The sequence below is a fragment of the Aeromonas sp. 9A genome (assembly GCF_963900955.1).
In the GTDB taxonomy this organism is placed as follows: domain Bacteria; phylum Pseudomonadota; class Gammaproteobacteria; order Enterobacterales; family Aeromonadaceae; genus Aeromonas; species Aeromonas salmonicida.
Window position 1 is genome coordinate 4,626,013 of record NZ_CAWRFG010000001.1, and the last position, 26,249, is coordinate 4,652,261.

At 58.5% G+C, this 26,249-nt stretch carries 27 protein-coding genes; 5 read left to right on the top strand and 22 right to left on the bottom strand.

The features are described from left to right. Positions 1–209 precede the first annotated feature (209 nt). The 6 genes from AACX78_RS21405 to AACX78_RS21430 are packed head-to-tail and all read right to left on the bottom strand — an operon-like array spanning position 210 to position 5,028. Complete coding sequence (locus AACX78_RS21405; RefSeq protein ID WP_159167368.1) at positions 210–1,388, bottom strand: tetratricopeptide repeat protein; 1,179 nt, start codon at positions 1,386–1,388, stop codon at positions 210–212. A gap of 2 nt (positions 1,389–1,390) precedes the next feature. Then, positions 1,391–2,053: an energy transducer TonB gene (locus AACX78_RS21410; RefSeq protein WP_159167369.1), complete on the bottom strand. Its 663-nt coding sequence runs from the start codon at positions 2,051–2,053 to the stop codon at positions 1,391–1,393. Continuing rightward, positions 2,050–2,451 carry an ExbD/TolR family protein gene (locus AACX78_RS21415; RefSeq protein ID WP_005321875.1) on the bottom strand — a complete coding sequence of 134 codons (402 nt, stop codon included), beginning with the start codon at positions 2,449–2,451 and terminating at the stop codon, positions 2,050–2,052. The genes AACX78_RS21410 and AACX78_RS21415 overlap by 4 nt, the downstream gene beginning before the upstream one ends. After that, positions 2,448–2,978, bottom strand: a complete 531-nt coding sequence (locus tag AACX78_RS21420) for a MotA/TolQ/ExbB proton channel family protein (protein ID WP_005321870.1) — start codon at positions 2,976–2,978, stop codon at positions 2,448–2,450. Before AACX78_RS21420 ends, AACX78_RS21415 begins: the two co-directional genes overlap by 4 nt. Next, positions 2,975–4,270, bottom strand: coding sequence for a MotA/TolQ/ExbB proton channel family protein (locus AACX78_RS21425; RefSeq protein ID WP_159167370.1), 1,296 nt, complete (start codon positions 4,268–4,270; stop codon positions 2,975–2,977). The genes AACX78_RS21420 and AACX78_RS21425 overlap by 4 nt, the downstream gene beginning before the upstream one ends. Beyond that, the gene (locus AACX78_RS21430) at positions 4,267–5,028 is read right to left on the bottom strand and encodes a DUF3450 domain-containing protein (protein ID WP_058395565.1); all 762 of its coding nucleotides are present in this window, start codon (positions 5,026–5,028) and stop codon (positions 4,267–4,269) included. The genes AACX78_RS21425 and AACX78_RS21430 overlap by 4 nt, the downstream gene beginning before the upstream one ends. Before the next feature lie 209 nt (positions 5,029–5,237). On the opposite strand from AACX78_RS21430, the gene AACX78_RS21435 reads away from it, so the two are divergent. Beyond that, a complete protein-coding gene (locus AACX78_RS21435) occupies positions 5,238–6,014 on the top strand; it encodes a helix-turn-helix transcriptional regulator (protein WP_005321862.1) in 777 nt (258 codons plus the stop codon). 71 nt (positions 6,015–6,085) lie between these two features. Here AACX78_RS21435 and glmS read toward each other — a convergent pair whose 3' ends face one another. Both glmS and AACX78_RS21445 read right to left on the bottom strand, forming a co-directional pair. Then, positions 6,086–7,918 (bottom strand): glutamine--fructose-6-phosphate transaminase (isomerizing), encoded by a 1,833-nt coding sequence (glmS, locus tag AACX78_RS21440; RefSeq protein WP_159167371.1) that lies wholly within the window; start codon positions 7,916–7,918, stop codon positions 6,086–6,088. Positions 7,919–7,976: 58 nt separating this feature from the next. Continuing rightward, a complete protein-coding gene (locus AACX78_RS21445; RefSeq protein WP_005319642.1) occupies positions 7,977–8,750 on the bottom strand; it encodes a DeoR/GlpR family DNA-binding transcription regulator in 774 nt (257 codons plus the stop codon). Between the two features lie 123 nt (positions 8,751–8,873). Between AACX78_RS21445 and blrA the strand changes: the two genes are divergently transcribed. The 4 genes from blrA (at position 8,874) to creD (ending at position 13,367) form a co-directional block, all read left to right on the top strand. Beyond that, complete coding sequence (gene blrA / locus AACX78_RS21450; protein ID WP_159167372.1) at positions 8,874–9,548, top strand: beta-lactam response regulator transcription factor BlrA; 675 nt, start codon at positions 8,874–8,876, stop codon at positions 9,546–9,548. A 58-nt stretch (positions 9,549–9,606) separates the two neighbouring features. Beyond that, complete coding sequence (blrB, locus tag AACX78_RS21455; RefSeq protein WP_058395563.1) at positions 9,607–11,028, top strand: beta-lactam sensor histidine kinase BlrB; 1,422 nt, start codon at positions 9,607–9,609, stop codon at positions 11,026–11,028. Between the two features lie 76 nt (positions 11,029–11,104). Next, entirely contained in the window at positions 11,105–11,899 is a 795-nt protein-coding gene (gene blaOXA / locus AACX78_RS21460) for a class D beta-lactamase (RefSeq protein ID WP_159167373.1), read from the top strand. A 118-nt stretch (positions 11,900–12,017) separates the two neighbouring features. Further along, positions 12,018–13,367, top strand: a complete 1,350-nt coding sequence (creD, locus tag AACX78_RS21465; RefSeq protein WP_159167374.1) for a cell envelope integrity protein CreD — start codon at positions 12,018–12,020, stop codon at positions 13,365–13,367. Between the two features lie 61 nt (positions 13,368–13,428). Here creD and glmU read toward each other — a convergent pair whose 3' ends face one another. From glmU to mnmG, 14 genes are all read right to left on the bottom strand, one after another. After that, a complete protein-coding gene (gene glmU, locus AACX78_RS21470) occupies positions 13,429–14,790 on the bottom strand; it encodes a bifunctional UDP-N-acetylglucosamine diphosphorylase/glucosamine-1-phosphate N-acetyltransferase GlmU (protein ID WP_159167375.1) in 1,362 nt (453 codons plus the stop codon). Between the two features lie 94 nt (positions 14,791–14,884). Further along, positions 14,885–15,313, bottom strand: a complete 429-nt coding sequence (locus AACX78_RS21475) for a F0F1 ATP synthase subunit epsilon (RefSeq protein ID WP_005319630.1) — start codon at positions 15,311–15,313, stop codon at positions 14,885–14,887. 18 nt (positions 15,314–15,331) lie between these two features. Continuing rightward, entirely contained in the window at positions 15,332–16,720 is a 1,389-nt protein-coding gene (gene atpD, locus AACX78_RS21480) for a F0F1 ATP synthase subunit beta (RefSeq protein WP_005319628.1), read from the bottom strand. A 33-nt stretch (positions 16,721–16,753) separates the two neighbouring features. Further along, complete coding sequence (gene atpG, locus AACX78_RS21485; RefSeq protein WP_005319626.1) at positions 16,754–17,620, bottom strand: F0F1 ATP synthase subunit gamma; 867 nt, start codon at positions 17,618–17,620, stop codon at positions 16,754–16,756. 43 nt (positions 17,621–17,663) lie between these two features. Continuing rightward, the gene (atpA, locus tag AACX78_RS21490) at positions 17,664–19,205 is read right to left on the bottom strand and encodes a F0F1 ATP synthase subunit alpha (RefSeq protein ID WP_005319624.1); all 1,542 of its coding nucleotides are present in this window, start codon (positions 19,203–19,205) and stop codon (positions 17,664–17,666) included. 15 nt (positions 19,206–19,220) lie between these two features. After that, positions 19,221–19,754 carry a F0F1 ATP synthase subunit delta gene (gene atpH, locus AACX78_RS21495; protein ID WP_005319621.1) on the bottom strand — a complete coding sequence of 178 codons (534 nt, stop codon included), beginning with the start codon at positions 19,752–19,754 and terminating at the stop codon, positions 19,221–19,223. A gap of 13 nt (positions 19,755–19,767) precedes the next feature. Continuing rightward, positions 19,768–20,238, bottom strand: coding sequence for a F0F1 ATP synthase subunit B (gene atpF, locus AACX78_RS21500; RefSeq protein ID WP_005319619.1), 471 nt, complete (start codon positions 20,236–20,238; stop codon positions 19,768–19,770). A gap of 57 nt (positions 20,239–20,295) precedes the next feature. After that, positions 20,296–20,523 carry a F0F1 ATP synthase subunit C gene (atpE, locus tag AACX78_RS21505; protein WP_370881544.1) on the bottom strand — a complete coding sequence of 76 codons (228 nt, stop codon included), beginning with the start codon at positions 20,521–20,523 and terminating at the stop codon, positions 20,296–20,298. A gap of 39 nt (positions 20,524–20,562) precedes the next feature. Continuing rightward, entirely contained in the window at positions 20,563–21,342 is a 780-nt protein-coding gene (gene atpB / locus AACX78_RS21510; protein ID WP_005319615.1) for a F0F1 ATP synthase subunit A, read from the bottom strand. 8 nt (positions 21,343–21,350) lie between these two features. Further along, positions 21,351–21,758 (bottom strand): ATP synthase subunit I, encoded by a 408-nt coding sequence (locus AACX78_RS21515; RefSeq protein WP_005319613.1) that lies wholly within the window; start codon positions 21,756–21,758, stop codon positions 21,351–21,353. Positions 21,759–21,948: 190 nt separating this feature from the next. Beyond that, complete coding sequence (locus AACX78_RS21520; protein ID WP_159167376.1) at positions 21,949–22,857, bottom strand: ParB/RepB/Spo0J family partition protein; 909 nt, start codon at positions 22,855–22,857, stop codon at positions 21,949–21,951. Next, positions 22,854–23,657 (bottom strand): ParA family protein, encoded by an 804-nt coding sequence (locus tag AACX78_RS21525; RefSeq protein WP_159167377.1) that lies wholly within the window; start codon positions 23,655–23,657, stop codon positions 22,854–22,856. Before AACX78_RS21525 ends, AACX78_RS21520 begins: the two co-directional genes overlap by 4 nt. Before the next feature lie 26 nt (positions 23,658–23,683). Then, the gene (gene rsmG / locus AACX78_RS21530; RefSeq protein WP_065402526.1) at positions 23,684–24,310 is read right to left on the bottom strand and encodes a 16S rRNA (guanine(527)-N(7))-methyltransferase RsmG; all 627 of its coding nucleotides are present in this window, start codon (positions 24,308–24,310) and stop codon (positions 23,684–23,686) included. Between the two features lie 8 nt (positions 24,311–24,318). After that, positions 24,319–26,208 carry a tRNA uridine-5-carboxymethylaminomethyl(34) synthesis enzyme MnmG gene (mnmG, locus tag AACX78_RS21535; RefSeq protein ID WP_159167378.1) on the bottom strand — a complete coding sequence of 630 codons (1,890 nt, stop codon included), beginning with the start codon at positions 26,206–26,208 and terminating at the stop codon, positions 24,319–24,321. Between the last annotated feature and the right edge of the window lie 41 nt (positions 26,209–26,249).

Below are 26,249 nucleotides of genomic sequence, written 5' to 3' on the forward strand. Positions count from 1 at the left end.
CCTCACTTCGAAAGTCAAGCGGTTGTTTTCGCTTTTCTTTCGGCGCCGACTTCGCAAGGAAGCTGGCTCATCAGTTCGGCGTGTTCCGCCGTGCTGGTAGGGGCGCATTATAGGGAGCCGCGCCGGGATGACAAGGGCTTTTTGCAAAAATGCTTTCGTTTGCTGAAAAAGCAGGCTGAACCCCCTGAAACCAAGACATAAGCCTCTATTTACGCCGATTTTTTGCTCAATTCTTCGCTTTGGGCCTGAATATAGTTGACCCAGCTGGTTGCCCGCTGTTGCCAGTTATCCTGCTGTTGCAGTTCACGGGCCAGTTTCAGCGCCTGGGTATATTGCTCCTTATTAAGGTATGCCTGCACCAGCAACGCCTTGGCTCTATTACCCTGTTCGCCTTTCACTGACTTGATGGCAGCAAGCTGGGTCATAGCGGCTTCCGTCTTGCCTTGTTGAAGCAGCAGTTCGGCTGCACGCATGGCCGCTTTGGGCTGAGCATGCTGTTTGGCGAGCAACTGCCAGCTATCAACCGCTTTTGGCCATTCACGAGCGCCCTCCCACAACTGGGCCAGCAACTGCCGGTTTTCGGCACTTTGCTTCATCTGTCCCTTGGCCATGGCAGCTTCCAGCAGACGAGCACCACGATAAGGCAGCCCCTGCCAGGCATAAAGACGGATCAACTGATTGCGGGCGGCGGCATCGTCCATCAATTTTCTATCGATGGCTGTCTGCAACAGAGCCAGCGCTTGATCACCACGCTTGGCAGAGAGGTTGAGCGAAACCGCCTGTTGCCACCATTTACTCTCTTTCGGCTCGTGGCGGATCAGCTCGGCGGCCTGATCGGCTGCTACCCCGTAGCGCTGCAAGGCAGTAAGGGCAGAGAGGCGAATGATGGCTGCCTGCTTCTGCCAGCCCTTTTTCAACAGTTGTTCGCTCTGGCTGGCGGCCTCGCCATACTGTTTGTTGTGGTAATAGAGGCCGGCAAGACGAAGGCGCAAGGCATCGTCGGGTTTGATCGCCAGTGCCGCCTTGTAGCTTGCGATGGCGCCAGACCAGTTGGATTGCTGGGCCTGGATATCGCCACGCAGGCGCAGCAGCTGGAGTTGTTGTTGCTCGGGCCACTCTTTATAGGTGAGCGCCTGCTCCACATAGCGGCTTGCCTGGGCGGTTTGCTGCAAATTGGCAGCCAGCGAAGCCTGCAACTGGGCCAGCCAGGCGCGCTCGGCATCGGTGTTTGGCTTGAGTACAGACGCCTTGCTCTGAGCCTGTTGCCACTGGCCGGACTGATAGAGCTTCATCACGGGTTCAAGCTGGCGGGAGAAGTGAGGGCTGACCTCCATGGCCAGACAGGCTTGGCTGACCAAGGCCAGCAGACAGATCCAGATCCGCAACATAGTTATGACTCCAGTTTGAATTTGAGCGTGATGACTTGCACCAGCTTGTCGGCAGCACCCGGTCTTGGTTGATAACGCCACTTGTTGATCGCCTGAATGGCCGCCCGCTCGAACTGACGCTTGGGCTTGGCCTCGATCACTTCCACATCCTGCACTCGCCCTTCTGCATCGACGCTGAAGCGCAGGGTCACGGCGCCTTCGATCCCCGCCTGCTGGGCGCGATAGGGGTAAACCGGTTCGATCCGTTGCAGCGGCATCAACATATCGCCGGCGCCGACACCGGCGCCTTGCTGCTGACCATGAAAGTTACCGCTCAGTACGGGAGCCGTGCTGGTCGCCACACCGGGGGCATAGACCTGCACAGCACTGAGGCTGGAGACCAGATCCAGGCTAGGTTGCACCGAAGGCAGCGGCGCTGCAGCCGGCAACGGCAGGGGAGTCGACGCCAGTGCGGCGGGAGGTTCCGGCAGGGGTTCAGGCTCTTGCGGTACCGGGCGCTCACGCACCTGCACCTCTGTCACTTCATTCTGCATGTTGATGACGATGGATTTTTGCTCACTCGCCACCTTCTCGCCTCGGGGCGGTTCAACCAGCGTGGCCATAAACAGCAGGATCCCCATACTGAGGGCAATTCCCAGTCCCAGACTCATCAACTTGTATTTCATTTCGGTGCCACCGCCACGGCAATATTGGCAATGCCCGCCGCCTTGGCCTCATCCATCACCCGCACTACCTTGCCGTGCGGTACTCGCTCGTCGGCCTGGATCACCAGGCTGGCATCGGGCTGTTCCGCCAACAGGCGGGCAATACTGGCCTGTACCCGCTCCACGTCTATCTGCTTGCGGTCGAGGAAGATCTGGCCCTGGGCACCTATCGCCAGCATGATGCTGGAGGATTTCTGCGCCTTGGCCTGACTGGCCTGGGGCCGATGCACCTCAAGCCCGGCTTCACGCACAAAGGAGGTGGTGACAATAAAGAAGATCAGCATGATGAACACGATATCCAGCATGGGAGTCATGTCGATCTGCACTTCGTCACGCTGACGTTTGGATTGCCGTCTCATTGCATTACCTTCTCTTCTCGCAGGCCGTCCCGGGTCTTGGCCAGCGCACGCTTGGCCTGGCTCTCGAGTCGGCTGAGTAACAAGACGCCGGAGAGGGCCACCACCATGCCTGCCATGGTGGGGATGGTGGCGCGAGAAATACCGCCCGCCATGCTCTCCGGGTTAAAGCGGTTGGCCGCGGCCAACGCATCGAATACGCCTATCATGCCGGTCACTGTACCGAGCAGGCCCAGCATGGGGCAGAGCACCACCAGGGTGCGGATGAAGATCAGATGACGGTTGAGCTCAAGCTCGGCCTGAGCCAGCCAGCGACCACGAATGGCCCTGGCATGCCAGCTGTGGCGCTCACTGCGCGCCTGCCAGCGGCCAAGCAGCTGTTGCTGCAAGGGACCAAAGCCCAGATTGAGGTAGAGCAGCCGCTCGATCATCAGAATCCACATCAGCACCAGCAGGGCCAGAATGACCCAGAGCACGGGGCCGCCACGCCCCATGAAGCTCTGCAACTGTTGCCAGATGTCGAGCATCATGCTGCCCGCTCCATCCCGTTGTTATTGCTCTCGGCGCGCTCGGCCAGGATGCCGGCGACTTGCTGCTCCAGCACATTGGAGAGCTCGGTGAAGCGGGACTGCAGCAGGCTGTGAGCCAGGATCAGCGGAATGGCAGCAACCAGACCCTGAACCGTGGTGATCAGCGCCATTGAGATGCCGCCCGCCATGATCTTGGGATCGCCGGTACCAAACTGGGTGATGGCCTGGAAGGTACCGATCATGCCGGTCACAGTACCGAGCAGACCCAGCATGGGAGCGATAGCCGCGATCACCTTGACCATGCCGATGCCGCGCTCCATGCGGGGCGTCTCCTGCAGGATGGCCTCATCCAGCCTCAGCTCGAGGGTTTCCATGCTCAGCTCGGGATGCTGCTCCGCGACCGTCAGTACCCGACCGAGGGCATTGTCGGCGTGATATTCGCCGCTCTTGAGCTGGCGACGCACCAGAGTCAGCTCGCGGGAGAGGCTCCACAATCGCACTGCGGCGATCCCCAGACCGATGGCGGCCAGCAACACTATGATGGCGCCGACCTGGCCACCCTGTTGAACTTGCTGCCAGAAAGTAGGCGCCTGTGCCAACATCTCCAGCAGGGTGCCGTGGGAAGGATCCAGCGGCAGAGTTTCTCCCTCCTGACCCTGATAGGCCGCGACCTCGGAGAGCACACCACCTGGCAGACCCAGCACAGGGCTCAACCCCTCGGCTGTGGGCTGCAGGAAAGCGTCACCACCAAACAGGGCAAAGCTGCCAACCCGGGTCAGCGACTGCTCGCTGGCAGCGCCCTGGGCATCGAGCACCTTGCCGTCGAATTGGGCAATCCGGCCAGACTCGCGGATCTCTTGCAGCAGAGTCGCAGGCAACAGGGCGAGGGCGGCGCGATCCGGTACCTGCTTCTCCTGCGCCATGGCTTTCAACGGGGCGAGGCGATCGGGATATTGACCCTCGACCGCAGATTCGGCCAGCAGCTTGACCGCATCGCTGGCGCCCTGACGGGTCACGGCAAAAATTTCATTCATGTCGCCGGAGGCTTGCTCCCACTGGCCGTTGAGCTCGACCAGCTGCTTTTCATTGCTGGCGAACTGGCTGGCCAGCTCCTTGCTCAGACGCTGCGCCTCGGCCAGTTTGGCGCGGGCACTATTGAGCTCTTTGGAGACGGTCGCCAGATCCTGCTGAGCCTGCTGTTCGCGAGCCTGCTCCTGCTGCTGCCAGGCCTCATCGGCGACGGCCACATTGGCACCCAGGGAGAGGGCGATAACGAGGGGGAACCATTTCATGACTGAGCCTCCTGGCTACGGCTGACCGACAGGGGCACATGGAGCAATTGCGGGACTTTCTTGTCGGTGGCCATCTCCAGTGCATCGGCGATGGGGGAGAGCCACTGACTGTCGAGGGCTTGCCACTGCTTTGCTTCCGTAGACCAACGCCATGCCTGGCTGCGATCGGCTGTCATGGCCAGCAGGGAGACACGGCCCAGCGCCAACACGTCGACCCGGCGCTGCGCGCCATCCAGCGCCAGCTCGGCGGAATAACTGTCCATCCGGCTGCCGTATTCGGCTTCAATCTGATAGGCCTGCAGCAGCTGACGGAATTTCTCCGCTTCGCTCACATCGGCTCTGGCCAGAGTCGCTTTCAGCTGTTCAACCCGTGCTAGGCGATCTTCTTTGCGCAGCGGCAGATCATCTTGCACCAGCTGTTCCAGATCGGCTTGCATCTGCAGCATCAGCGGGATCAGGCCCTGCCGGGTCTCTTGCACCGCCTCCAGCTGCTGGCTCAACTTGCCCAGCTCATTCTGCTGATCGGCCACCAAAGACTGCATGTAGCGGTTGTAGGCTTCCAGATCACGCAGTTGCAGCTGCGCATTTTGCAGCTCCAGTCTGGCGGCAACGGCCGCATCGGCGGCTTTTTCCACACGCTGCTGGGAGACTTTCCCGGCGGCTATGCTGTTCTTCAGTGCAGGCGCGACCAGATCGTCGGCGCTGGCAGCGAAGTGGACTGACAATGGCAACAAGGCCAAACCCCAAAACTTGTTCATGATATAAATCTTAACAATGATAACTATTCTCATTATCTCAAAGAGTGGGGTCAGTGGCAATCAGATGATTTTCTTGGCCTTCGGTGGAAAAAACAGGATAATTTTTAAGCAAGCACGGGAGTCACTGGCGTTGGTAGTCACAACACCAAATCAATAAATAAAAAATATCTTTTCGATCAATGTGATAGGGATCGAAAAAGGAGATGTACATGTTTAACGATGCGATCTGGGAACACATCGATCGATTCACCAAGGCCAAGAAGACCAGCGAGATCCAGCAGCAACTGGAGCGCTTCAGTCATCAAATGGGCTTTGATTACTTCCGTCTGCTGATTATTTTCCCCATCAGCATGCAGAAATCCCATGTGGCACTGTTCAACAACTGCCCCACCAGCTGGTTCGAAGCCTACAGCGAACGGCACTACCTGACCCAGGATCCAGTGGTGTTCCTGGGCCTGAAGCAGACCCAGCCCATCTTTTGGAACAAGCTCGACTGCGACTCACCCTGGCTACCCAGCGCCAGCCGGGAAGTCATGAATCTGGCAGCCGATTTCGGAGTAAGAAACGGTGTCTCCTTCCCGCTGCATACGCCGCAGGGGGAACACGGCATCCTCTCTTTCATCAGCAAGGAAAAATCCAATTCTGATCTGATGTTTGAAAACGTTCCCTTGCTGTCGTTCTGCGCCAGCTACATCTTCAATTCGGCGTTGCAGCTGATAAAGAGCAGACCGGATTTGATGAAGCACCTCACTGAGCTGTCGGATCGGGAGAAGGAGTGCCTGTTCTGGGCCAGTGAGGGCAAGACCTCCTGGGAGATCGCCACCATACTCGGCATCAGCGAACGCACAGTCAATTTCCACCTCAATCAGGTCACCAACAAGACGGACTCGAAGAACCGCAACCAGGCGATCGCCAAGAGCATCTCCAGCGGCATCATAGTGCCCTCGCTGGACGACGTGACCATCACCAACCTGCGGTTGTCATAACGACTACTCCGCCAGATAACCAAACAAAAAAAGAGCCGCATTGCGGCTCTTTTTTCATTCCGGACCAGGGCTTATTCCACTGTCACGGATTTCGCCAGGTTGCGTGGCTGATCCACGTCCGTGCCCTTGATGAGGGCAACATGATAGGACAGCAGCTGCAACGGCACTGTGTAAACGATGGGGGCAATCATCTCTTCCACGTGGTTCAGGCTCATCACCCGCATGGTGGCATCGCTCTTGAAGCCGGCGTTCGCATCGGCGAACACGTAGAGAATACCGCCACGAGCACGGACCTCTTCCACGTTGGACTTGAGCTTCTCCAGCAGATCGTTGTTCGGCGCCACCACTATGATGGGCATCTCGGCATCGATCAGCGCCAGCGGGCCGTGCTTCAGTTCACCGGCGGCATAGGCTTCGGCATGGATGTAGGAGATCTCTTTGAGCTTGAGCGCCCCCTCCATGGCGATGGGGTACTGACTGCCACGGCCGAGGAACAGGCTGTGGTGCTTGTCGGCGAACTCTTCGGCCAGCGCTTCTATGTCCTTGGCCAGCGCCAGGCTTTCCTTGATGCGCAGTGGCAGTGCTTGCAGCGCCTTGACCAGCTCGGCCTCGGCTTCGGCGCTCAGGTTGCCACGGCAGTGACCAACGGAGGCCACCAGCATCAGCAGACCGGCCAACTGGGTGGTGAATGCCTTGGTGGAAGCCACGCCGATTTCGGCACCGGCACGGGTCATGAAGGCCAGATCCGATTCACGCACCAGAGAGGAACCCGGCACGTTGCAGATGGCCAGCGAGCTCATGTAGCCGGACTGCTTGGCCAGTCGCAGGGCGGCCAGGGTATCGGCGGTCTCGCCACTCTGGGACAGGGTCACCAGCAGGCTGTTGGGACGCACCACGGATTTGCGATAGCGGAACTCGGAGGCGATCTCCACGTCGCAGGAGACGCCGGCTATCTCTTCGAACCAATAGCGAGCGACCATGCCCGAGTTGTAGGAAGTGCCGCAGGCGACAATCTGGACGTGCTCGACCTTGTCAAAAATGGCGCGGGCGCCGTTGCCGAACGACTCGACCACAACGTGATCCGAACCCAGACGACCTTCCAGGGTATTGGTAATCGCTTTGGGCTGCTCGTAGATCTCCTTGAGCATGTAGTGACGGTATTCGCCCTTGTCACCGGCATCGTGAGAAAGTTCGGACTCCAGCTCCTCGCGCACCACGGCGTCACCGTGGGTATCGACGATGTGCACGTCGCGACGGGTCACCTCGGCCACGTCACCCTCTTCCAGGAAGATGAAGCGACGGGTCACCGGCAGCAGCGCCATCTGGTCGGAGGCAATGAAGTTCTCGCCTATGCCACGGCCAATCACCAGCGGGGAGCCGGAGCGAGCCACGACCACGCGGCTGTCATCACGGCTGTCCATCACCACAGTGCCATAAGCACCGCGCAGCTGTTTCACCGCAATCTGCATGGCGGCCAGCAGGCTGTCGGCAGATTTCAGTTCATGGTGCACCAGATGGGCGATCACTTCGGTGTCGGTGTCTGAGCTGAACACATAACCCAGCCCCTGCAGCTCGGCACGCAGCTCTTCGTGGTTCTCTATGATGCCGTTGTGCACAACAACAATATGCTCGGAGACGTGGGGGTGGGCATTGCGCTCGGACGGCTCGCCATGGGTAGCCCAGCGGGTGTGGGCGATACCGGTTCCACCATGGACGGACTGCTCCTCCAGCGCCTTGGCCAGCTCGGCCACCTTGCCCAGACGGCGAACCCGCTGCAGCGGCTGGTTGGCGCTGAACACGGCCACACCGGCCGAGTCGTAGCCGCGATATTCCAGACGGCGCAGGCCTTCTACCAGGATTTCAGCCACATCACGTTGGGCTACGGCCCCGACGATGCCACACATACACTTCTCCTCAAGACGTAATAAACGGAAATTGATTTGGATGGTTCAGATAAAAATGTCAGCCAACAACCGGGGCGCAGATCAGCGTGATCCCCCTGGCTTGAATTTGTTCTCTGGCCGAGGTGGCCAGCCCTTCATCGGTCACCAGGGTATGGATGCTCGACCAGGGCAGCTCCAGATTGGGGATCTTGCGGCCAATCTTCTCCGACTCGACCATGACGATGACCTCCCGCGATACCTCTGCCATCACCCGGGACAGGCCCACCAGCTCGTTGAAGGTGGTGGTGCCTCGCTCGGGATCTATGCCATCGGCACCGATGAACAGCTGGTCAAAGTCATAGGAGCGCAGCACCTGCTCCGCCACCTGACCCTGAAAGGATTCAGAGTGGGGATCCCAGGTACCACCGGTCATCAGCAGAGTGGGTTCGTTCTCCAGCTCGCGCAGGGCACCGGCCACATTGAGGGAGTTGGTCATGACGATGAGGCCGCGCTTGTTGCCCAGCATGGGGATCATGGCGCTGGTGGTGCTGCCGCTGTCGATGATGACGCGATTGTGATCGCGGATCCGTTCGGCGGCGGCACGGGCAATTGATAGCTTTCGTTTCGAAACTTGCTCCGGATTGCTGTCCACCACCATCTCGCTCGGCAGAGGCACGGCACCACCATAACGACGCAACAGCAGACCACCGGTTTCCAGCACAGCGAGATCTTTTCGGATGGTCACTTCCGAGGTGGAGAAGTGCTTGGCGAGGGTATCGACACTCACTTCACCCTGCTCCTGCACCAGATTCACTATAGTGTGACGGCGCTGCTGAGTATTACGTTTGGTCATCATTAAGTTTCGATTCGAAAGAATGACGAAATGTTAGCGCCTTTTTCGGAAAAGTAAAACAGCAAATAGGATCCGATTTGGTTCGATGCCAGAATGGGGCAGCTGATTTGCGACGAGGACGCCATGCAAAAAAAAGTCATCTGGCTGGTGGAAGATGAGGCCAGCATCGCCGACACCCTGATCTATGCGCTGCAAACCGATGGTTTCGAAGTGGAGTGGTTTCCCCTTGGCCAGCCGCTGTTGACGCGACTGAAACAGACGCGACCCGATTTTCTGATCCTGGATGTGGGGCTGCCGGATATCAGCGGCTTCGAGTTATGCAAGCAGGTACGGGCCCGCTGCGACACCCCCCTGATGTTTCTCACCGCCCGCAGCGAGGAGATAGACAGGCTGATCGGGCTGGAAATTGGCGCCGATGATTATGTGGCCAAGCCGTTCTCGCCACGGGAGGTGTGTGCCCGGGTACGAGTGATACTGCGCCGCAGCCAGCCGGCAGCCACCCAACCGAGCCAGTTGCTGGCACTGGATGAGGAGAGGGCCCGCATCAGCTTTCACGGCCAACCGCTGGCCCTCACCCGTTACGAGTACCTGCTGCTCAAGACGCTGATGCAGGCACCTGGGCGGGTCTACTCTCGTCAGCAGTTAATGGATTTGGTGTGGAGCGAGGCGGAAGAGAGCCTGGATCGCACCGTCGACACCCACATCAAGACCATTCGCGCCAAGCTGCGGGAACGTGACGCTGACGCCAACCTGATCCTGACCCATCGCGGGCTGGGCTACAGCCTGGAACTGGCATGAGGATCGGCCTGCAGCAAGCATATGGTCTGGCGCCCGGATACAAACGGATAGAACTGGTATGAGAATAGGACTGCAACTGCTGTGCGGACTGGTGCTGATCTTCGCGCTGGCGGCTTGGTTTGTGCTGGAGATCTTCGTCGAGGAGATAAAACCCGGGGTGCGCAGCGCCACTGAAGATACCCTGGTTGACATGGCCCAGATGCTGGCACCGCTGGCACTGGACGATCTGCAGGAAGGAAAAATGGCCGATGGCAGGCTGGCCAGCGCCTTCGCCCGCCTCAACCAGAGCCCCATCAATGCCCTGATCGACGGGCACCTCAAGCAACAGGCTGAATATCGCATCTATGTGACCGACGCTAAAGGCAAGGTGGTCTATGACTCGGACGGGGTGGATCTGGGCAAGGACTATTCGCGCTGGAACGACGTCTACCGTACCCTGCGCGGCCAGTACGGGGCTCGCAGTACCCGCAGCGATCCGGATGATCCCGCCAGCTCCGTCATGCACGTGGCCGCGCCGCTGCGTGAAGGGGGGAACATACTGGGCTCCCTCACGGTCGCCAAACCCAACCGCACTCTGATGCCAATGATAGAGCGCAGCGAACACCAGCTATTGCAGGCGGCAGCCATGCTGTTGCTCATCTCTCTGCTGATCGGCGCCCTGCTGGTATGGTGGCTCAACCGCGCCATCGGCAAGCTGGTGCACTACGCCGATGCGGTCAGTCACAACCAGCCCGCCACTCTGCCGGGACTCCACAGCCCGGAGCTGGAGCGACTCGGTCGCTCCCTCGAAACCATGCGCCGTCAGCTCGATGGAAAGGCCTATATCGAATCCTATGTACACAGCCTGACCCACGAGCTCAAAAGCCCGCTGGCCGCCATTCGCGGGGCTGGAGAGCTGCTGGCCGAAGCGCCCCCCCCCGAGGTGGCCCGACGTTTCATCGGCAACATCAATCTGGAAACAGCCCGCATGCAACAATTGATAGAACGCATGCTGCAACTGGCCAAGCTGGAATCGGGGCAGGGGCTGGATCGCCAGGCAACCGAACCCGCCAGACTGGGCAAGCGGGTGCTTGATGCCCGCCAGATCATAGCCCAGCGTCGTCAGGTAACCTTGGTGGCCGAACTGGCCGACGCCTCAAAGCAGAAGTGGGATCCCCTGCTGGTAGAGCAAGCCCTCGGCAACCTGCTGGACAACGCCCTCGACTTCTCCCCTGCCGGCAGCACGGTCAGATTGACCGGCGAGATGCATGCAGACGGCTATCGCTTTCAGGTACGGGATCAGGGCCCCGGCATTCCGGACTATGCCCTGCCACGCATCTTCGAGCGTTTCTACTCCCTGCCCAGACCAGACAAGGGCAAGAGCAGCGGTCTGGGGCTCAGCTTTGCCACAGAAGTAGCACGCCAGCATGGCGGTCGGCTGAACCTCTGCAACCAGCCAGAAGGTGGCGTGCTGGCCGAACTCTGGCTGCCAGCTGGCTGATACTTCACATTCGGCACATAAAGCGGCGCTATGCTGCCGCCTCCCGGCCCTTTGTCCCATTCTCCAAGGAGACCCCATGTCCCGGATCCTGTTACCCGGCCTGCTCGCAGCAGGCCTGATATTCTCACTGCCAGCCAGCGCGGCCTCCGGCTGCATGCTGTTTGCCGATGGCACAGGCAAGCCCATCAGCAGCCAGGGGGATTGCTCCAGCCAGTTGCCACCCGCCTCCACCTTCAAGATACCGCTGGCGCTGATGGGTTATGACAGCGGCTTCCTGGTGGATGAAAATCTGCCCGCTCTGCCATTCAAACCCGGCGACGATGACTGGTTGCCAGCCTGGCGCGAGACCACCACCCCGAGCCGCTGGCTCACCTACTCTGTGGTCTGGTACTCCCAGCGTCTCACGGAGTGGCTGGGGACGGAGCGCTTCCAGCAGTATGTCGACCGCTTCGACTACGGCAACCGTGATCTTGCGGGCAATCCCGGCAAGCACGATGGTCTGACCCAGGCCTGGCTCAGTTCGAGCCTCGCCATCAGCCCTCAGGAGCAGGCCCGCTTCCTCGGCAAGATGGTGAGCGGCAAGCTGCCGGTCTCCGCACAGACACTGCAGCACACGGCCAATATCCTGCGCCAGCCCGACATCGATGGCTGGCAGATCCACGGCAAGACCGGCATGGGCTACCCCAAGCTGCTGGATGGCACCCTCAATCGGGATCAGCAGATCGGCTGGTTTGTCGGCTGGGCCAGCAAACCGGGCAAGCAGCTCATCTTTGTCCACACTGTCGTGCAAAAGCCCGGCAAGCAATTCGCCTCGCTCAAGGCGAAGGAAGAGGTGTTTGCCGCCCTGCCTGACCAGCTGAAGAAGCTGTGATCCCAGAACCGGCGCAAGGCGCCGGTTTTTTTATCACCCTTCACTCCCGCTTCACACGGCCCCATCTCCTCTTCACCCAAGCCCGGCACACTTGTTCCCGTCAACAAGGAGACGTGTCATGGTCAAACAGATATTCACCCACAAGATCTTTCTGCTGCTGTTGCTCAGCCTGCTGCTGATGGTGCCGGTGCAATCCATCATGGAGCTGAACCGGGAGCGTCAGGCCTATCGCAGTCAGGCCATCCACAGCATCATGGCCAGCAGCAGCGGACCGCAGCGGCTGCTCGGGCCGGTCGTGGTGCAGCCATACACCCGCACCGTCATCATGGAGCAGGATGGCAAGCGCTTCGAACGCAAGCTGCAGCTCTACCGCTACCTGCTGCCGGAACAGCTGGATGTGCGGGCCAGCATGGAAGTGACCCCCCGCAAGCTCGGCATCTATCAGGCCCAGGTCTACCAGACCCGGATCACCCTCTCCGGGCATCTGCCAACCCGGCTGGAAGGCAAGACACTGGTATCCGGTGATCCCGATCTGAGCGTCGATGGCGCCGATCCGGCATTGGTGGCGGGCAAACCCTATCTGAGCCTGGTGCTGTCCGATGCCCGCGGTATCAACAGCGTCCCCGAACTGCAATTGGGGGAAGCGCGCATTCCGTTTGCCCCTGGTGCCCGGCTGGGTGACGGTCTGGCCGGTATCCATGCCCCCCTCGATACCTTGCCGGACGACAATGGCGTCTTCCATATCGAACTGAATTTGCAGGGCATGAACACCCTCGAAGTGGTGCCGCTCGGCCAGGACAGCAAGCTTCACCTCAGTAGCAACTGGCCTCACCCCAACTTCATCGGCGACTTTCTCCCCGGCAACCGGACCTTGAATCAGCAAGGCTTCGAGGCCAGCTGGCAGACCAGCTGGTTTGCCACCGACATGGAGACCCGCTTCAATCGCATGATGAAGGGAGTCAGCGGCGATCTGCCCGCCTTCAGCGTCAGCCTGGTGCAGACGGTGGATCACTATCAGCTGAACGAGCGGGCGGCCAAGTATGCACTGCTGTTTATCGGCCTCACCTTCATCAGCTTCTTCATGTTCGAACTGCTCAAGGGGTTGCGGGTACACCCGATCCAGTACGCTCTGGTGGGCATGGGGCTGGCAATATTCTATCTGGTGCTGCTGGCACTGACCGAACATCTGGGCTTTGGCTGGGCGTATCTCATCGCCAGTCTCTCCAGCGTGCTGCTCAACGGTTTTTACCTTAGCCATGTGCTGGGCGGGCCTAAACAGGGGCTCGGCTTCGCGGCCTTGCTGGGGCTGGTTTACGCCATACTGTTCGGCCTGTTGCAGGCAGAAGAGATAGCCCTGCTGCTCGGCGCCCTGCTGCTGTTCGCCATACTGGCGCTGGTCATGATGCTGACCCGCAAGCTGGACTGGTATCGCGTGATGGGCAACAACTCACCCACCCGCGAACCATAAGGGATCTGCCAGAAACAAAACCGGCGCCATCAGGCGCCGGTTGCATTTTATTGATCGGGTATCACTTCTTCTTGACCGGACGGGCCCAATTCTTGATGTGGCGCTGGGGCACACGGGTGATGACCAGCTCGTTCTCGGCCACATCCTTGGTGATGGTTGAACCGGCCCCCAGGGTAGCACCCTTGCCGATGCGCACCGGCGCTACCAGCTGGGTATCGGAGCCAACAAACACATCGTCCTCTATGATGGTCTGGAACTTGTTCACACCGTCGTAGTTGCAGGTGATGGTGCCGGCACCGATGTTCACCTTGGCACCCACCTCGGCATCCCCCAGATAAGTGAGGTGACCACACTTGGAACCGACCCCGAGACGGGATTTCTTCATCTCGACGAAGTTGCCGACGTGGGCATCCTGCTCCAGCACGGCGCCAGGACGCAGACGGGCAAACGGGCCGACGGAACACAGATCCGCCACCTGAGCCCCTTCGATGATGGAGTAAGGTTTCACCTCGGTATGATCGCCGATGACGCAATCCTTCAGCACGCTGCCGGCCCCGATGCGCACATGGTTGCCGAGCGTCACCTTGCCTTCGATGATGACGTTGACGTCGATCACCACCTCTTCGCCGATCTCGAGCGACCCACGCAGATCGAAACGAGCGGGGTCGAGCAGGGTCGCACCGGCGATCATCAGCTTCTCGGCCTGCATCTTCTGGTAGCTGCGCTCGAGCGCTGCCAGCTGAACCCGGTTGTTGGCGCCTTCCACTTCCATGGCGCTGTCAGGATGGACGGCGGCGATGGGGCAACCATCGGCATGGGCCATAGCGATCACGTCGGTCAGGTAGAGTTCGCCCTGGGCATTATTGTTGTCCAGGCGCGACAACCAGCCACGCAGGTCGGCGCCGTTGGCTACCAGCACACCCGTGTTCACTTCACGGATGGTCAGCTGCTCGGCATTGGCATCCTTCTGCTCGACGATACCGACCACCTGGCCGTTTTCCCGCACGATACGGCCGTAGCCGGTGGGGTTGTCCAGTACCACTGTCAGCAGCGCCATGCCCTTGTCGGCCTTGGCGGCCAGCAGCCGTTGCAGTGTCTCTGGCTGGATCAGCGGGGTGTCGCCGTACAGCACCAGCACGTCATCTTCATCTTTCCAGAACGGGATCGCCTGGGCGACGGCATGGCCGGTACCCAGTTGCTGCGCCTGCAGCACCCAGTTCAAGTCGGGCGCCAGGATCCGCTCCTTCAACAGCTCGGCACCGTGGCCATACACCAGATGCAACTGCTCGGCACCGACCTGGCGGGCGGTGTCGATCACATGGGAAACCATGGGTTTATTGGCTACCGGATGCAGCACTTTGGGCAGGGCAGAGCGCATGCGAGTACCTTTACCCGCAGCCAGGATCACGACGTTGAGGGACATAATTCGACCTTTGGAACATGAAAAAATACTCGGCGGAGTCTATCCAACGAGCAAAAAAAAAGCGACCAGAAGGTCGCTTTTTACATCACCGCAATTAACGGTAATTCTTTTTGACGATATCGATAACCCGCAGTTGGGCCATCGCCTTGGCCAGCTCGGTGGCGGCCTGGGCGTAGTCGATATCACCATGGGAGCTGTGGATCCGCGCTTCGGCCGCACGTTTGGCTTCCAGGGCTTTCGCCTCATCCAAATCCTTGGCACGAATCGCAGTGTCCGCCAGTACGGTCACAGATTCGGGTTGTACTTCCAGCATACCGCCGGAGATGTACAGCACCTCTTCCGCTCCATTCTGCTTCACCAGACGGACCAGGCCCGGCTTGATGGCAGTCAACAACGGAGCATGACCGTGACGGAGACCCAGCTCACCCTCGAGGCCTGATACCTGAGCAGATTGCACGCGACCGGAAAACAGTTTCCCTTCGGCGCTCACCACATCCAGGTGAAAGGAGATCATCTCAGCCATGGGCCCTCCTATCGAGGCTTACAGTTTCTTGGATTTCTCGACGACTTCGTCGATGCTGCCAACCATGTAAAACGCCTGCTCAGGCAGATCGTCATACTCGCCTTTCAGGATGCCCTGGAAACCACGGATGGTCTCTTTCAGCGGCACGTATTTGCCCGGAGAACCGGTAAACACTTCTGCCACGAAGAACGGCTGGGACAAGAAACGCTCTATCTTACGGGCACGGGCTACGGTCAGTTTGTCTTCTTCTGACAGTTCATCCATACCCAGGATGGCGATGATGTCCTTCAGCTCTTTGTAACGCTGCAGTACTGTCTGAACGCCACGAGCAGTCTCGTAGTGCTCTTTGCCAACGACCAGCGGATCCAGCTGACGGGAGGTGGAGTCCAGCGGGTCAACGGCCGGGTAGATACCCAGTGCCGCGATCTGACGGGACAGAACGACAGTGGCGTCCAGGTGGGCGAAGGTGGTCGCCGGAGACGGGTCGGTCAAGTCATCTGCAGGCACGTAAACGGCCTGGACTGACGTGATGGAACCGGTCCGGGTGGAGGTGATGCGCTCTTGCAGAACACCCATCTCCTCGGCCAGGGTCGGCTGGTAACCTACTGCAGACGGCATACGGCCCAGCAGTGCGGATACCTCGGTGCCCGCGAGCGTGTAACGGTAGATGTTGTCCACGAAGAACAGCACGTCACGACCTTCGTCACGGAACTTCTCGGCCATGGTCAGGCCGGTCAGCGCTACGCGCAGACGGTTTCCGGGCGGCTCGTTCATCTGACCGTAAACCAGAGATACTTTGTCCAGTACGTTGGACTCCATCATCTCGTGGTAGAAGTCGTTACCCTCACGGGTACGCTCACCCACACCGGCGAACACGGAATAACCGCTGTGCTCGATGGCGATGTTACGGATCAGCTCCATCATGTTGACGGTTTTGCCTACACCGGCACCACCGAACAGACCGACTTTACCGCCCTTGGCGAACGGACATACCAGGTCGATAACCTTGATGCCGGTCTCCAGCAGGTCGTTGCTGTTGGACTGATCTTCGTAGCTGGGGGCCGCGCGGTGGATGGACCAACGCTCTTCCTCACCGATCGGACCTTTTTCGTCGATCGGCTCACCCAGTACGTTCATGATCCGACCCAGAGTCGATACACCGACCGGCACCTGGATGGATTTACCGCTATTCATTACTTCCAACCCACGACGCAGACCGTCGGAGGAGCCCATGGTGATGCAACGAACGACGCCGCCACCGATCTGTTGCTGAACTTCCAGCACCAGACCCTGACCTTGACCTTCGCTGACGACCTTGACTGCGTCGTACACCTGGGGCACGGCATCCTGCGGGAACTCGATGTCCACCACAGCGCCGATGATTTGGACGATGAAACCGTTACTCATGTCAAATCCTCTAAACCTTTGATAACCCTTGCCTTACACCGCAGCAGCACCGGATACGATCTCTGTCAGTTCCTGGGTAATACTGGCCTGACGGGCCTTGTTGTACACCAGTTGCAGGTCGTTAATCAGGTTGCCGGCGTTGTCAGTCGCGGCTTGCATGGCAACCATTCGGGCTGCCTGTTCACTTGCCAAGTTTTCTACCACCCCCTGGTATACCTGGGATTCGACATAGCGAATCAGCAGGGTGTCCAGCAGTTGCTTGGGATCCGGCTCATAGATGTAATCCCAGTGGTGTTTCTTGGCGAGCTTGCTGTCTTCAGTTACGGGCAAAGGCAGCAGTTGATCGACCCGTGGTTGCTGCACCATGGTGTTCACGAACTTGTTGTACACCAGATACAGCCTGTCAATCTCACCGTTGTCGTAAGCCTTCAGCATGACCTTGACTGAACCAATCAGGTCATTGACGCTCGGGTTGTCACCCAGTCCTGCGACATGAGCTTGCACCTTGGCGCCGTGCCGTTCAAAGAAGCTGGAGGCCTTGTTGCCGATCAGAGCCAGGTCAACCTTGGCACCTTTCGCGCTCCATTGCTTCATGTCATTGAGGGCAGCCTTGAACAGGTTGATGTTCAAACCGCCACACAGGCCACGGTCGGTGGAGACGACTATGTAACCCACTCGCTTGACCTCACGTTCCATGAGGTAGGGGTGCTTGTATTCCAAGTTCCCCTGGGCGATATGGCCGATCACCTTGCGCATGGTTTCAGCGTACGGACGGCTGGCAGACATGCGTTCCTGCGCACGGCGCATTTTGCTTGCTGCCACCATTTCCATAGCGCCGGTGATCTTCTGAGTGTTTTTCACACTCCCGATCTTGTTACGTATCTCTTTTGCGCCGGCCATCTCTTACTCTCCATCAGGTGGCAGCTCGCGCTGCCACACACGCTTACCAGGTCTGGGTTGCCTTGAAGTCATCCAGCAACGCAGTCAGCTTGCCAACGATCGCGTCGTTGTAATCTGCTTTGGCATTGATTTCAGCCATCAGCTCAGCATGCTGGGTATTGGCGTAAGAGAGCAGAGCGGCTTCGAAGTCGACAATCTTGTTCAGTTCGACATCGGAGAGATAGCCTTTCTCGGCGGCGAACAGCACCAGCGACTGCTGGGCAACGCTCATCGGAGAGTATTGCTTCTGCTTCATCAGCTCGGTCACTTTCACACCGTGATCCAGCTGCTTGCGAGTTGCCTCGTCCAGATCAGAAGAGAACTGGGCGAATGCCGCCAGCTCGCGATACTGGGCCAGTGCGGTACGGATACCACCGGACAGCTTCTTGACGATCTTGGTCTGAGCAGCACCGCCCACACGGGATACGGAGATACCCGGGTCAACCGCCGGACGAATACCGGAGTTGAACAGCTGTGAAGTCAGGAAGATCTGACCATCGGTGATGGAAATCACGTTGGTCGGTACGAATGCAGACACGTCACCGGCCTGGGTTTCGATGATCGGCAGCGCGGTCAGAGAACCGGTCTGGCCTTTCACGGCACCATTGGTGAACTTCTCTACGTACTCGGCGTTGACGCGAGCAGCACGCTCAAGCAGACGGGAGTGCAGATAGAAAACGTCACCCGGGTAAGCTTCACGTCCTGGCGGACGGCGCAGCAGCAGGGAGATCTGGCGATAAGCTACGGCCTGCTTGGACAGGTCATCATAGATGATCAGCGCGTCTTCACCGCGGTCACGGAAGTACTCACCCATGGAGCAACCGGCATACGGAGCCAGGTATTGCAGGGCGGCAGCTTCGGACGCAGAGGCAACCACCACTATGGTGTTGGCCAGGGCGCCGTGCTCTTCCAGCTTGCGTACCACGTTGGCGATGGTGGAGGCCTTCTGGCCAATCGCAACGTAGACACACTTAATACCGGAGTCTTTCTGGTTGATGATGGTATCGATCGCGATGGCGGTCTTGCCCACCTGACGGTCACCGATGATCAGCTCACGCTGGCCACGACCGATAGGGATCATGGCATCGATGGCTTTCAGACCGGTCTGAACCGGCTGATCAACGGACTTGCGCTCGATAACGCCCGGGGCGATCACTTCGATCGGCGAGAAGCCGTCGTTTTCGACCGGACCTTTACCGTCGATCGGCTGACCCAGGGTGTTCAGCACCCGGCCCAACAGACCACGACCTACCGGCACTTCCAGAATACGGCCAGTGCCTTTTACTTTCATTCCTTCTGACAGACCGTCATAGGAACCCATGATCACAGCACCAACGGAGTCACGCTCCAGGTTCAATGCCAGAGCGAAGCGGTTGCCCGGCAGCTCGATCATCTCACCCTGCATGGCATCGGCCAGGCCGTGAATACGAATGATACCGTCGCTCACAGAGACGATGGTACCTTCGTTACGCGCTTCACTTTTGACATCAAACTGCGCGATGCGCTGCTTGATAAGCTCGGCGATTTCAGTGGAATTCAGTTGCATGCTCTAATACCCCAATCAAGATTGCAGCGCGTCGGCCATGCGATCCAGCTTACCGCGGACAGAGCCGTCGATAACCAGATCACCGGCCTTGATGAGCACCCCGGCCATCAAGGACGCATCCATGCTGCAATTCAGCTTCACTTTGCGCGCGAGACGTTTTTCCAGAGAAGCCTGAATATTGGCTTTCTGCTGGTCGGTCAGTTCGATCGCCGAAATCACGTCAGCCTGAACTTCTTTATCCAGTTCAGCCTTGAACGCGACAAATTCAGCAAGGACCGCCGGCAGCACACCCAAGCGACCATTCTCAGCCATTACCCGGATCAGGTTCTGGCCATGCTCGTCGAGTTGCTCACCGCAGACGCCCACAAACAGGTTTGCGAGCTCTTCGGCAGCCACAGAGCCGTGTACCAGGTTGTGAATGGTCTCGTTCTCCGCTACTTGTGCAGCGAAGCCGAGCATCCCCAGCCACTGGTCAACCGCCTTGTGCTCAACGGCAAACTCGAAAGCAGCCTTGGCGTAGGGGCGAGCGATTGTAGTCAGTTCAGACATAGCCCCGTTCCCGTTACAGTTCTGCTACCAGTTTGTCGACGATGTCGCTGTTGGCAGCCTGGTCGATGTGGCGCGCCAGGATCTTCTCTGCGCCCGCAATGGCAAGAGCAGCAACCTGCTTGCGCAGTTCTTCTTTGGCGCGATGACGTTCAGCGTCGATCTCGGCACGGCCCTGAGCCAGGATTTTTTCCCGCTCAGTGTGTGCTCCAACAGCCGCCTCATCAATGATCTGGGCTTTACGTTTGTTAGCCTGTTCAATGATTTGTGCGGCCTGGAGCTTGGCTTCTTTCAGCTGATCGGTGGCGTTGGCCTTGGCCAAATCCAGATCTTTCTTGGCGCGTTCTGCGGAAGAGAGACCATCAGCGATAGCTTTCTGACGAGCCTCGATGGCAGCCATCAGGGGCGGCCATACAAACTTCATGCAGCACCAGACAAAAATGATGAAAGCAAGTGTCTGACCGAGGAGGGTGGCATTGATACTCACAACCAAGACCTCTCTATATGAAATTTAAAAAGAAAGTGATAACAACAGCATCACTTATCAGGCTGCAACCCCGAAAATCAGGTACAGAGCCATACCGACCACGATCATCGGGATTGCGTCGACCAGACCCATTACGATGAAGAAGTTGGTACGCAGGATAGGCATCAGGTCAGGCTGACGAGCAGCACCTTCCAGGAACTTGCCACCCAGCAGAGAGATACCGATAGCGGCACCGACAGCGGCCATACCCAGCATGATTGCAGCGGCGAAGTAAATCATTTCCATCTTTATATTCTCCAAACAGAGCTAGTAAACGTAACAGGATTAATGGTCTTCACTGGCCATCGACAAATAGACAATGGTCAACACCATGAAGATAAAGGCTTGCAGAGTAATTACCAGAATGTGGAACAGCGCCCAAGGCACGCTAAGCAGCCATTGGGACCACCACGGTAGCAGACCGGCGATCAGGATAAATACCAGTTCACCGGCATACATGTTACCGAACAGACGCAGACCCAGAGAGATGGGTTTGGACAGCAGGGTAACCAACTCCAACGCGAGGTTAACAGGGATCAATGCCCAGTGATTGAAAGGGTTGAGGGTCAACTCTTTCACAAAGCCCGAGACACCTTTCATCTTGATACTGTAAATGATGATTAAGGCGAAGACTCCCAGAGCCATGGACATGGTGATGTTAACATCGGCGGAAGGAACTACTCGCAAGTAGGGGATGCCCAGCACTTGTGCCGTGTAGGGCAGGTAGTCAACCGGGATGAGGTCCATCAGGTTCATCAGGAAAACCCAGATGAACACGGTCAGCGCCAGCGGAGCGATCAGCTTGCTCTTACCGTGGAAGATACCCTTGACGGTGTCATCCACAAACTCGACAACCATTTCTACAAAACACTGAAGCTTGCCCGGAACACCGCTGGTCGCAGTCGCGGCCACCTTGCGGAATATCCAGATAAACAGAGCGCCGAGGATAACGGAAAATATCATGGAGTCGATATTTACCGTCCAGAACCCCGAACCCACTTGCAGATGGTGCAGGTGGTGGGAGATGTATCCCTGAGTAGTCAGGGCTTCTCCGGTTGCAGCCATGAGTTTTCCTAGTAGCGGTTATTGAGAACGATCGTGATGACCCATTGGAAAAACAGGGAGAGCGCATAAGTGACATAAAGGGGGAGATGTTCCACCTCGACGTACAGGAGCACTGTCACGAAGAGTGCGACAGTACTTACCAGCTTGATCCCTGCTCCAACACAAAAATCCCACAACACCCAGCCCGCACTCCCGGGGCCAAGCTTCCGGCTCAACGTAAACAGACTGAACAGGAGTTGTGGAATCAGATATACGCCTCCCCCATAGAGGGACGCGTATCCGGCCGGAATACCTCTTAGATGAGCCCAAGTGGCACTCACAGCCAGGATCAGGGTAAGTTGGCAAGCAAGTATAGCCAAGGCCAGTGTCAAACCTTTCCAGGCTAATTTCTGCTCCACCAAATGCCCCCTGAACATTACAGAACTGTAAAAATCGACATGTTGGCACGCACGAATTTACAGCCCCAAAAGCCGGTCAAATTATACCCTTGAAGGCGGTGATTGCAATATGACAAAAACCCTTAATTTTTGCGGCTTTCCGCACAGAATTAAGGTTATGTTCATATCAAAAGGAATGGATGTTTTATTACTACAAAAAGCGTAAAAATCACGATTCCGACAGGCCAAAATAGCCCAAAATACGGTCCAAGTCGGTTAAATCCCCGTAACTTATTACTAACTTTCCGCTATCTTGCTTGCCAACCTGTAACTGAACCTGGTTGCCAATTTTTTCCGACAGCTGGCGCTCGAGATAACCAAACTGTGGATCGCGCACGGGTTCAACCTTGGCTTTTGCCGGTTCCAGCGCTTTTTGCACCAGTTTCTCGGTATCTCGCACTGTCAGTCCCTTCTGCGCGACCAGCTTGGCCAGTTCGGACTGGGCCTGACCACTCAAGGCCAGCAGGGCACGAGCGTGGCCCATGTCGAGATCGCCGTGCTCGACGAAACGCTTCACGTCATCGTTGAGCTGGTTGAGGCGCAACAGGTTGGTGACAGTGGTGCGGGACTTGCCCACCGCCTCGGCCACCTGCTGGTGGGTCAGTTCGAACTCGGTCAGCAGCCGCTGCAGGGCAACCGCCTCCTCGATGGCATTGAGATCTTCGCGCTGGATGTTCTCGATCAGGGCGATGGCGACGGCGGCCTCGTCAGGTACATCCTTGACAATGCAGGGCACAACGTCGAGGCGGGCCAGTTGGGAAGCTCGCCAGCGCCGCTCACCGGCAATGATTTCGAAGGATTGCTCGCCGAGGGGGCGTACCACGATCGGCTGGATCACGCCCTGGGCGCGAATGGAATTGGCCAGATCTTCCAGCGCATCCTGCGACATATCCTTGCGCGGCTGGTACTTGCCGGACTGCAGCCACTCCACCGGCAGCCTGCGCAGTTCCCCCTGATGGGTGGGGGCCATGGCCTCTTCAGTACGCTGGTCGCTCATCACCTGTTTCTGGCGCGCGGCCGTGCTGGTGCTGAGCAGGGCGTCCAGCCCCTTGCCCAGCCCACGTTTTTTCGGCGTCATATGCTCTCTCGGTCTGCGATGGTCACCGGACGTTCCTGCTCCTGGCGGCGCAGCATTTCGCCCGCCAGCGCCAGATAGGCCTTGGCGCCCACCGATGATTTGTCATAGTGCATGGCCGGGGCTCCGAAACTCGGGGCCTCCGCCAGTCTTACGTTGCGGGGGATGATGGTGCGATAGACCTTGTCCCCGAAATGCTGTTTCAGCTGATCGGACACATCATTGGCCAGCCGGTTGCGGTGATCGAACATGGTGCGCAGCACCCCTTCGATCTTCAGCTCCGGATTGACCACGGCTGCCAGCTTGCTGATGGTGTCCACCAGAGCGGTGAGCCCTTCCAGTGCATAGTATTCGCACTGCATGGGCACCAGCACGGAATCGGCGGCGGCCATGGCGTTCACGGTCAGCATGTTGAGAGAAGGCGGGCAGTCGATGAAGATGTAGTCGTATTTGTCCCGTACCGAGGCAATGGCGTTGCGCAGTCGGATCTCGCGGGCGAAGAATTCCATCAGACGGATTTCGGCCGCGGTCACGTCGGCATTGGCGGCGATCAGGTGATAGCCCCCCGAGGTTTCGGGGATGATCACTTCGGCAATGGGGGTATCTTCGATCAGCAGCTCGTAGGCGGTGCGCTCGACTTCGTATTTGTCGACGCCGCTGCCCATGGTGGCATTGCCCTGAGGATCCAGATCGATCACCAGCACCTTGCGCCGGGTAGCGGCCAGGGAGGCGGCCAGATTCACACAGGTGGTGGTTTTACCCACTCCACCCTTCTGGTTGGCTATGGCGATGACTTTTCCCACACTATCCCCTAAATGAAACTGCGACCCTATTCGGGCTGGATATGTTTGAATTCCAGCAGATGACGTTCGCCTTCCAGTTCCGGTACCCGCAATTCATGACAGGCTACCAGACGGATATTGGCAGGCAACTGGGCCAGCTCCTGCTCGGGATATTGCCCCTTGAGCGCCAGGAAGCTGCCCTGTTCGGACGGCAGATGGTGACACCAGCTCAGCATGTCCTCCAGCGAGGCAAAGGCCCGACTGAGCACACAATCAAACCCCACATCAGGCTGATACTCTTCCACCCGGGATTTGACTGGCGTCACATTGGTCAGCCCCAGCTCCTGGATCACCTGGCGGATAAAGTTGATCCGCTTGCCCAGACTGTCGAGCAGCACGAACTGCTTGTCAGGATTGATGATGGCCAGTGGCAAGCCAGGCAGCCCAGGACCAGTCCCCACATCGATGAAGCGCTCACCGTGCAGGTGAGGGCTCACCACCAGGCTGTCGAGGATATGCTTGACCAGCATGGCGTCGGGATCACGCACCGAGGTGAGATTGTAAGCCTTGTTCCACTTGTGCAGCAACTCGACAAGCTGAACCAACTGGGTCTTTTGGGTGTCGGTGATAACAATACCGGCCTGCATGAGCAGGCCGTTCAATCTTTCCAGCATGGGGATCCTCAGGCGGTTTTACGCAGCAGGCCGTGTTTTTTCAGGTGAACCAGCAGGATGGAGATGGCTGCCGGTGTGATGCCGGAGATGCGGGAGGCCTGACCTATGGTCTGCGGCCTGGCATCGCTCAGCTTGGCGATCACCTCGTTGGAGAGACCGTTGACGTCGCGGTAGTTCATGTCCAGCGGCAACAGGGTGTTCTCGTTGCGCAGCTGCTTCTCCACCTCGTCGTGCTGACGTTCGATGTAACCGGCGTACTTGATCTGGATCTCCACCTGATCGGCGGCGGCGCGATCGCTCAGCGCCGGGCCCACGCCTTCGATGGCCATCAGCGCATCGTAGGTTACCTCGGGACGACGCAGCAGCTCTTCCAGACTCTGCTCGCGGGTCAGCGGGGTATTGACCAGGGCGTTGACCGCCTCCAGCGACGGATGTTGCGGGTGGATCCAGGTCGAACGCATGCGCTGCTGCTCCAGCTCCACCTGTTCCAGCTTGACGTTGAACTTGCCCCAGCGCTCGTCATCCACCAGACCCAGCTCGCGGCCGATGGCGGTCAGGCGCAGGTCGGCGTTGTCTTCCCGCAGCAGCAGACGATATTCGGCGCGGCTGGTGAACATGCGGTAGGGCTCGCGGGTCCCCAGGGTGGAGAGATCGTCCATCATCACGCCCATGTAGGCCTGATCCCGACGCGGATGCCAGGGATCCTTGTCCTGGGCACGCAGACCGGCGTTCAAACCGGCCATCAGGCCCTGGGCCGCGGCCTCTTCGTAACCCGTGGTGCCGTTGATCTGGCCGGCGAAGAACAGGTTGCCGATGCACTTGCTCTCCATGTTGGCCTTGAGATCCCGCGGATCGAAGAAGTCATATTCGATGGCGTAGCCGGGGCGGGTAATGTGGGCATTTTCGAAACCACGAATGGAACGCACTATCTGCACCTGCACGTCGAATGGCAGGCTGGTGGAGATCCCGTTCGGATAGAGTTCGTGGGTGGTCAGGCCTTCCGGCTCGACGAAGATCTGGTGCGCCGTTTTGTCCGCGAAGCGGGTGATCTTGTCTTCGATCGACGGGCAGTAACGCGGGCCGATCCCTTCGATCACTCCGGCGTACATGGGACTGCGATCCAGATTGTTGCGGATCACCTCGTGGGTACGCTCGTTGGTGTGAGTGACGTAGCAGGGCACCTGACGGGGGTGCTGGCTGGCGTTGCCGATAAACGAGAAGACCGGGCGTGGATCATCGCCGTACTGGGCCTGCATCACGGAGAGATCAACGCTGCGGGCATCGATCCGTGGCGGTGTACCCGTCTTGAGACGATCAATGCGCAGCGGCATCTCGCGCAGCCGTTGAGCCAGGGCGATCGAGGGAGGATCCCCTGCGCGGCCGCCCTTGTAGTTTTCCATCCCGATGTGGATCAAGCCATTCAGGAAAGTGCCTACGGTCAGTACCACTGTCTTGCTGCTGATGCGGATCCCGCTCTGGGTGACCACTCCGGCAACACGATCCCCGTCCATGATCAGATCGTCACAGGCTTGCTGGAAGATCTTCAGGTTCGGGTAGTTCTCCAGCATCTGGCGAACAACGGCTTTGTAGAGCAGTCGATCTGCCTGAGCACGGGTGGCTCGTACCGCGGGTCCCTTGGAGGAGTTCAGGGTACGAAACTGGATCCCGCCAAGATCTGTGGCTCGCGCCATGATCCCGCCGAGGGCGTCAACTTCCTTGACCAGGTGTCCCTTGCCGATCCCACCGATCGCCGGATTACAGGACATGTGTCCCAACGTATCGATATTGTGGGTCAGCAACAGAGTATTCAGACCCATACGGGCTGCCGCTGTTGCTGCTTCGGTTCCAGCATGACCGCCACCGACGACGATCACATCAAATTGTTCATGGTATTGCATTGGGGATCACCTTGATCTGCACGTCTGAAGATCGTTGTTTG

Excerpts from the sequence above, each read along its gene's own strand:
- atpE (WP_370881544.1), bottom strand. The coding sequence starts at position 20,523 with ATGGAAATGATTTACTTCGCCGCTGCAATCATGCTGGGTATGGCCGCT.
- AACX78_RS21515 (WP_005319613.1), bottom strand. The coding sequence starts at position 21,758 with ATGTTCAGGGGGCATTTGGTGGAGCAGAAATTAGCCTGGAAAGGTTTG.
- AACX78_RS21425 (WP_159167370.1), bottom strand. The coding sequence starts at position 4,270 with ATGAAATGGTTCCCCCTCGTTATCGCCCTCTCCCTGGGTGCCAATGTG.
- atpD (WP_005319628.1), bottom strand. The coding sequence starts at position 16,720 with ATGAGTAACGGTTTCATCGTCCAAATCATCGGCGCTGTGGTGGACATC.
- AACX78_RS21405 (WP_159167368.1), bottom strand. The coding sequence starts at position 1,388 with ATGTTGCGGATCTGGATCTGTCTGCTGGCCTTGGTCAGCCAAGCCTGT.
- creD (WP_159167374.1), top strand. The coding sequence starts at position 12,018 with ATGGTCAAACAGATATTCACCCACAAGATCTTTCTGCTGCTGTTGCTC.
- blrB (WP_058395563.1), top strand. The coding sequence starts at position 9,607 with ATGAGAATAGGACTGCAACTGCTGTGCGGACTGGTGCTGATCTTCGCG.
- AACX78_RS21475 (WP_005319630.1), bottom strand. The coding sequence starts at position 15,313 with ATGGCTGAGATGATCTCCTTTCACCTGGATGTGGTGAGCGCCGAAGGG.
- AACX78_RS21415 (WP_005321875.1), bottom strand. The coding sequence starts at position 2,451 with ATGAGACGGCAATCCAAACGTCAGCGTGACGAAGTGCAGATCGACATG.
- glmU (WP_159167375.1), bottom strand. The coding sequence starts at position 14,790 with ATGTCCCTCAACGTCGTGATCCTGGCTGCGGGTAAAGGTACTCGCATG.
- rsmG (WP_065402526.1), bottom strand. The coding sequence starts at position 24,310 with ATGCTGGAAAGATTGAACGGCCTGCTCATGCAGGCCGGTATTGTTATC.
- blaOXA (WP_159167373.1), top strand. The coding sequence starts at position 11,105 with ATGTCCCGGATCCTGTTACCCGGCCTGCTCGCAGCAGGCCTGATATTC.
- AACX78_RS21520 (WP_159167376.1), bottom strand. The coding sequence starts at position 22,857 with ATGACGCCGAAAAAACGTGGGCTGGGCAAGGGGCTGGACGCCCTGCTC.
- atpH (WP_005319621.1), bottom strand. The coding sequence starts at position 19,754 with ATGTCTGAACTGACTACAATCGCTCGCCCCTACGCCAAGGCTGCTTTC.
- glmS (WP_159167371.1), bottom strand. The coding sequence starts at position 7,918 with ATGTGTGGCATCGTCGGGGCCGTAGCCCAACGTGATGTGGCTGAAATC.
- AACX78_RS21410 (WP_159167369.1), bottom strand. The coding sequence starts at position 2,053 with ATGAAATACAAGTTGATGAGTCTGGGACTGGGAATTGCCCTCAGTATG.
- atpA (WP_005319624.1), bottom strand. The coding sequence starts at position 19,205 with ATGCAACTGAATTCCACTGAAATCGCCGAGCTTATCAAGCAGCGCATC.
- AACX78_RS21420 (WP_005321870.1), bottom strand. The coding sequence starts at position 2,978 with ATGATGCTCGACATCTGGCAACAGTTGCAGAGCTTCATGGGGCGTGGC.
- mnmG (WP_159167378.1), bottom strand. The coding sequence starts at position 26,208 with ATGCAATACCATGAACAATTTGATGTGATCGTCGTCGGTGGCGGTCAT.
- atpB (WP_005319615.1), bottom strand. The coding sequence starts at position 21,342 with ATGGCTGCAACCGGAGAAGCCCTGACTACTCAGGGATACATCTCCCAC.
- AACX78_RS21430 (WP_058395565.1), bottom strand. The coding sequence starts at position 5,028 with ATGAACAAGTTTTGGGGTTTGGCCTTGTTGCCATTGTCAGTCCACTTC.
- AACX78_RS21445 (WP_005319642.1), bottom strand. The coding sequence starts at position 8,750 with ATGACCAAACGTAATACTCAGCAGCGCCGTCACACTATAGTGAATCTG.
- AACX78_RS21435 (WP_005321862.1), top strand. The coding sequence starts at position 5,238 with ATGTTTAACGATGCGATCTGGGAACACATCGATCGATTCACCAAGGCC.
- atpG (WP_005319626.1), bottom strand. The coding sequence starts at position 17,620 with ATGGCCGGCGCAAAAGAGATACGTAACAAGATCGGGAGTGTGAAAAAC.
- blrA (WP_159167372.1), top strand. The coding sequence starts at position 8,874 with ATGCAAAAAAAAGTCATCTGGCTGGTGGAAGATGAGGCCAGCATCGCC.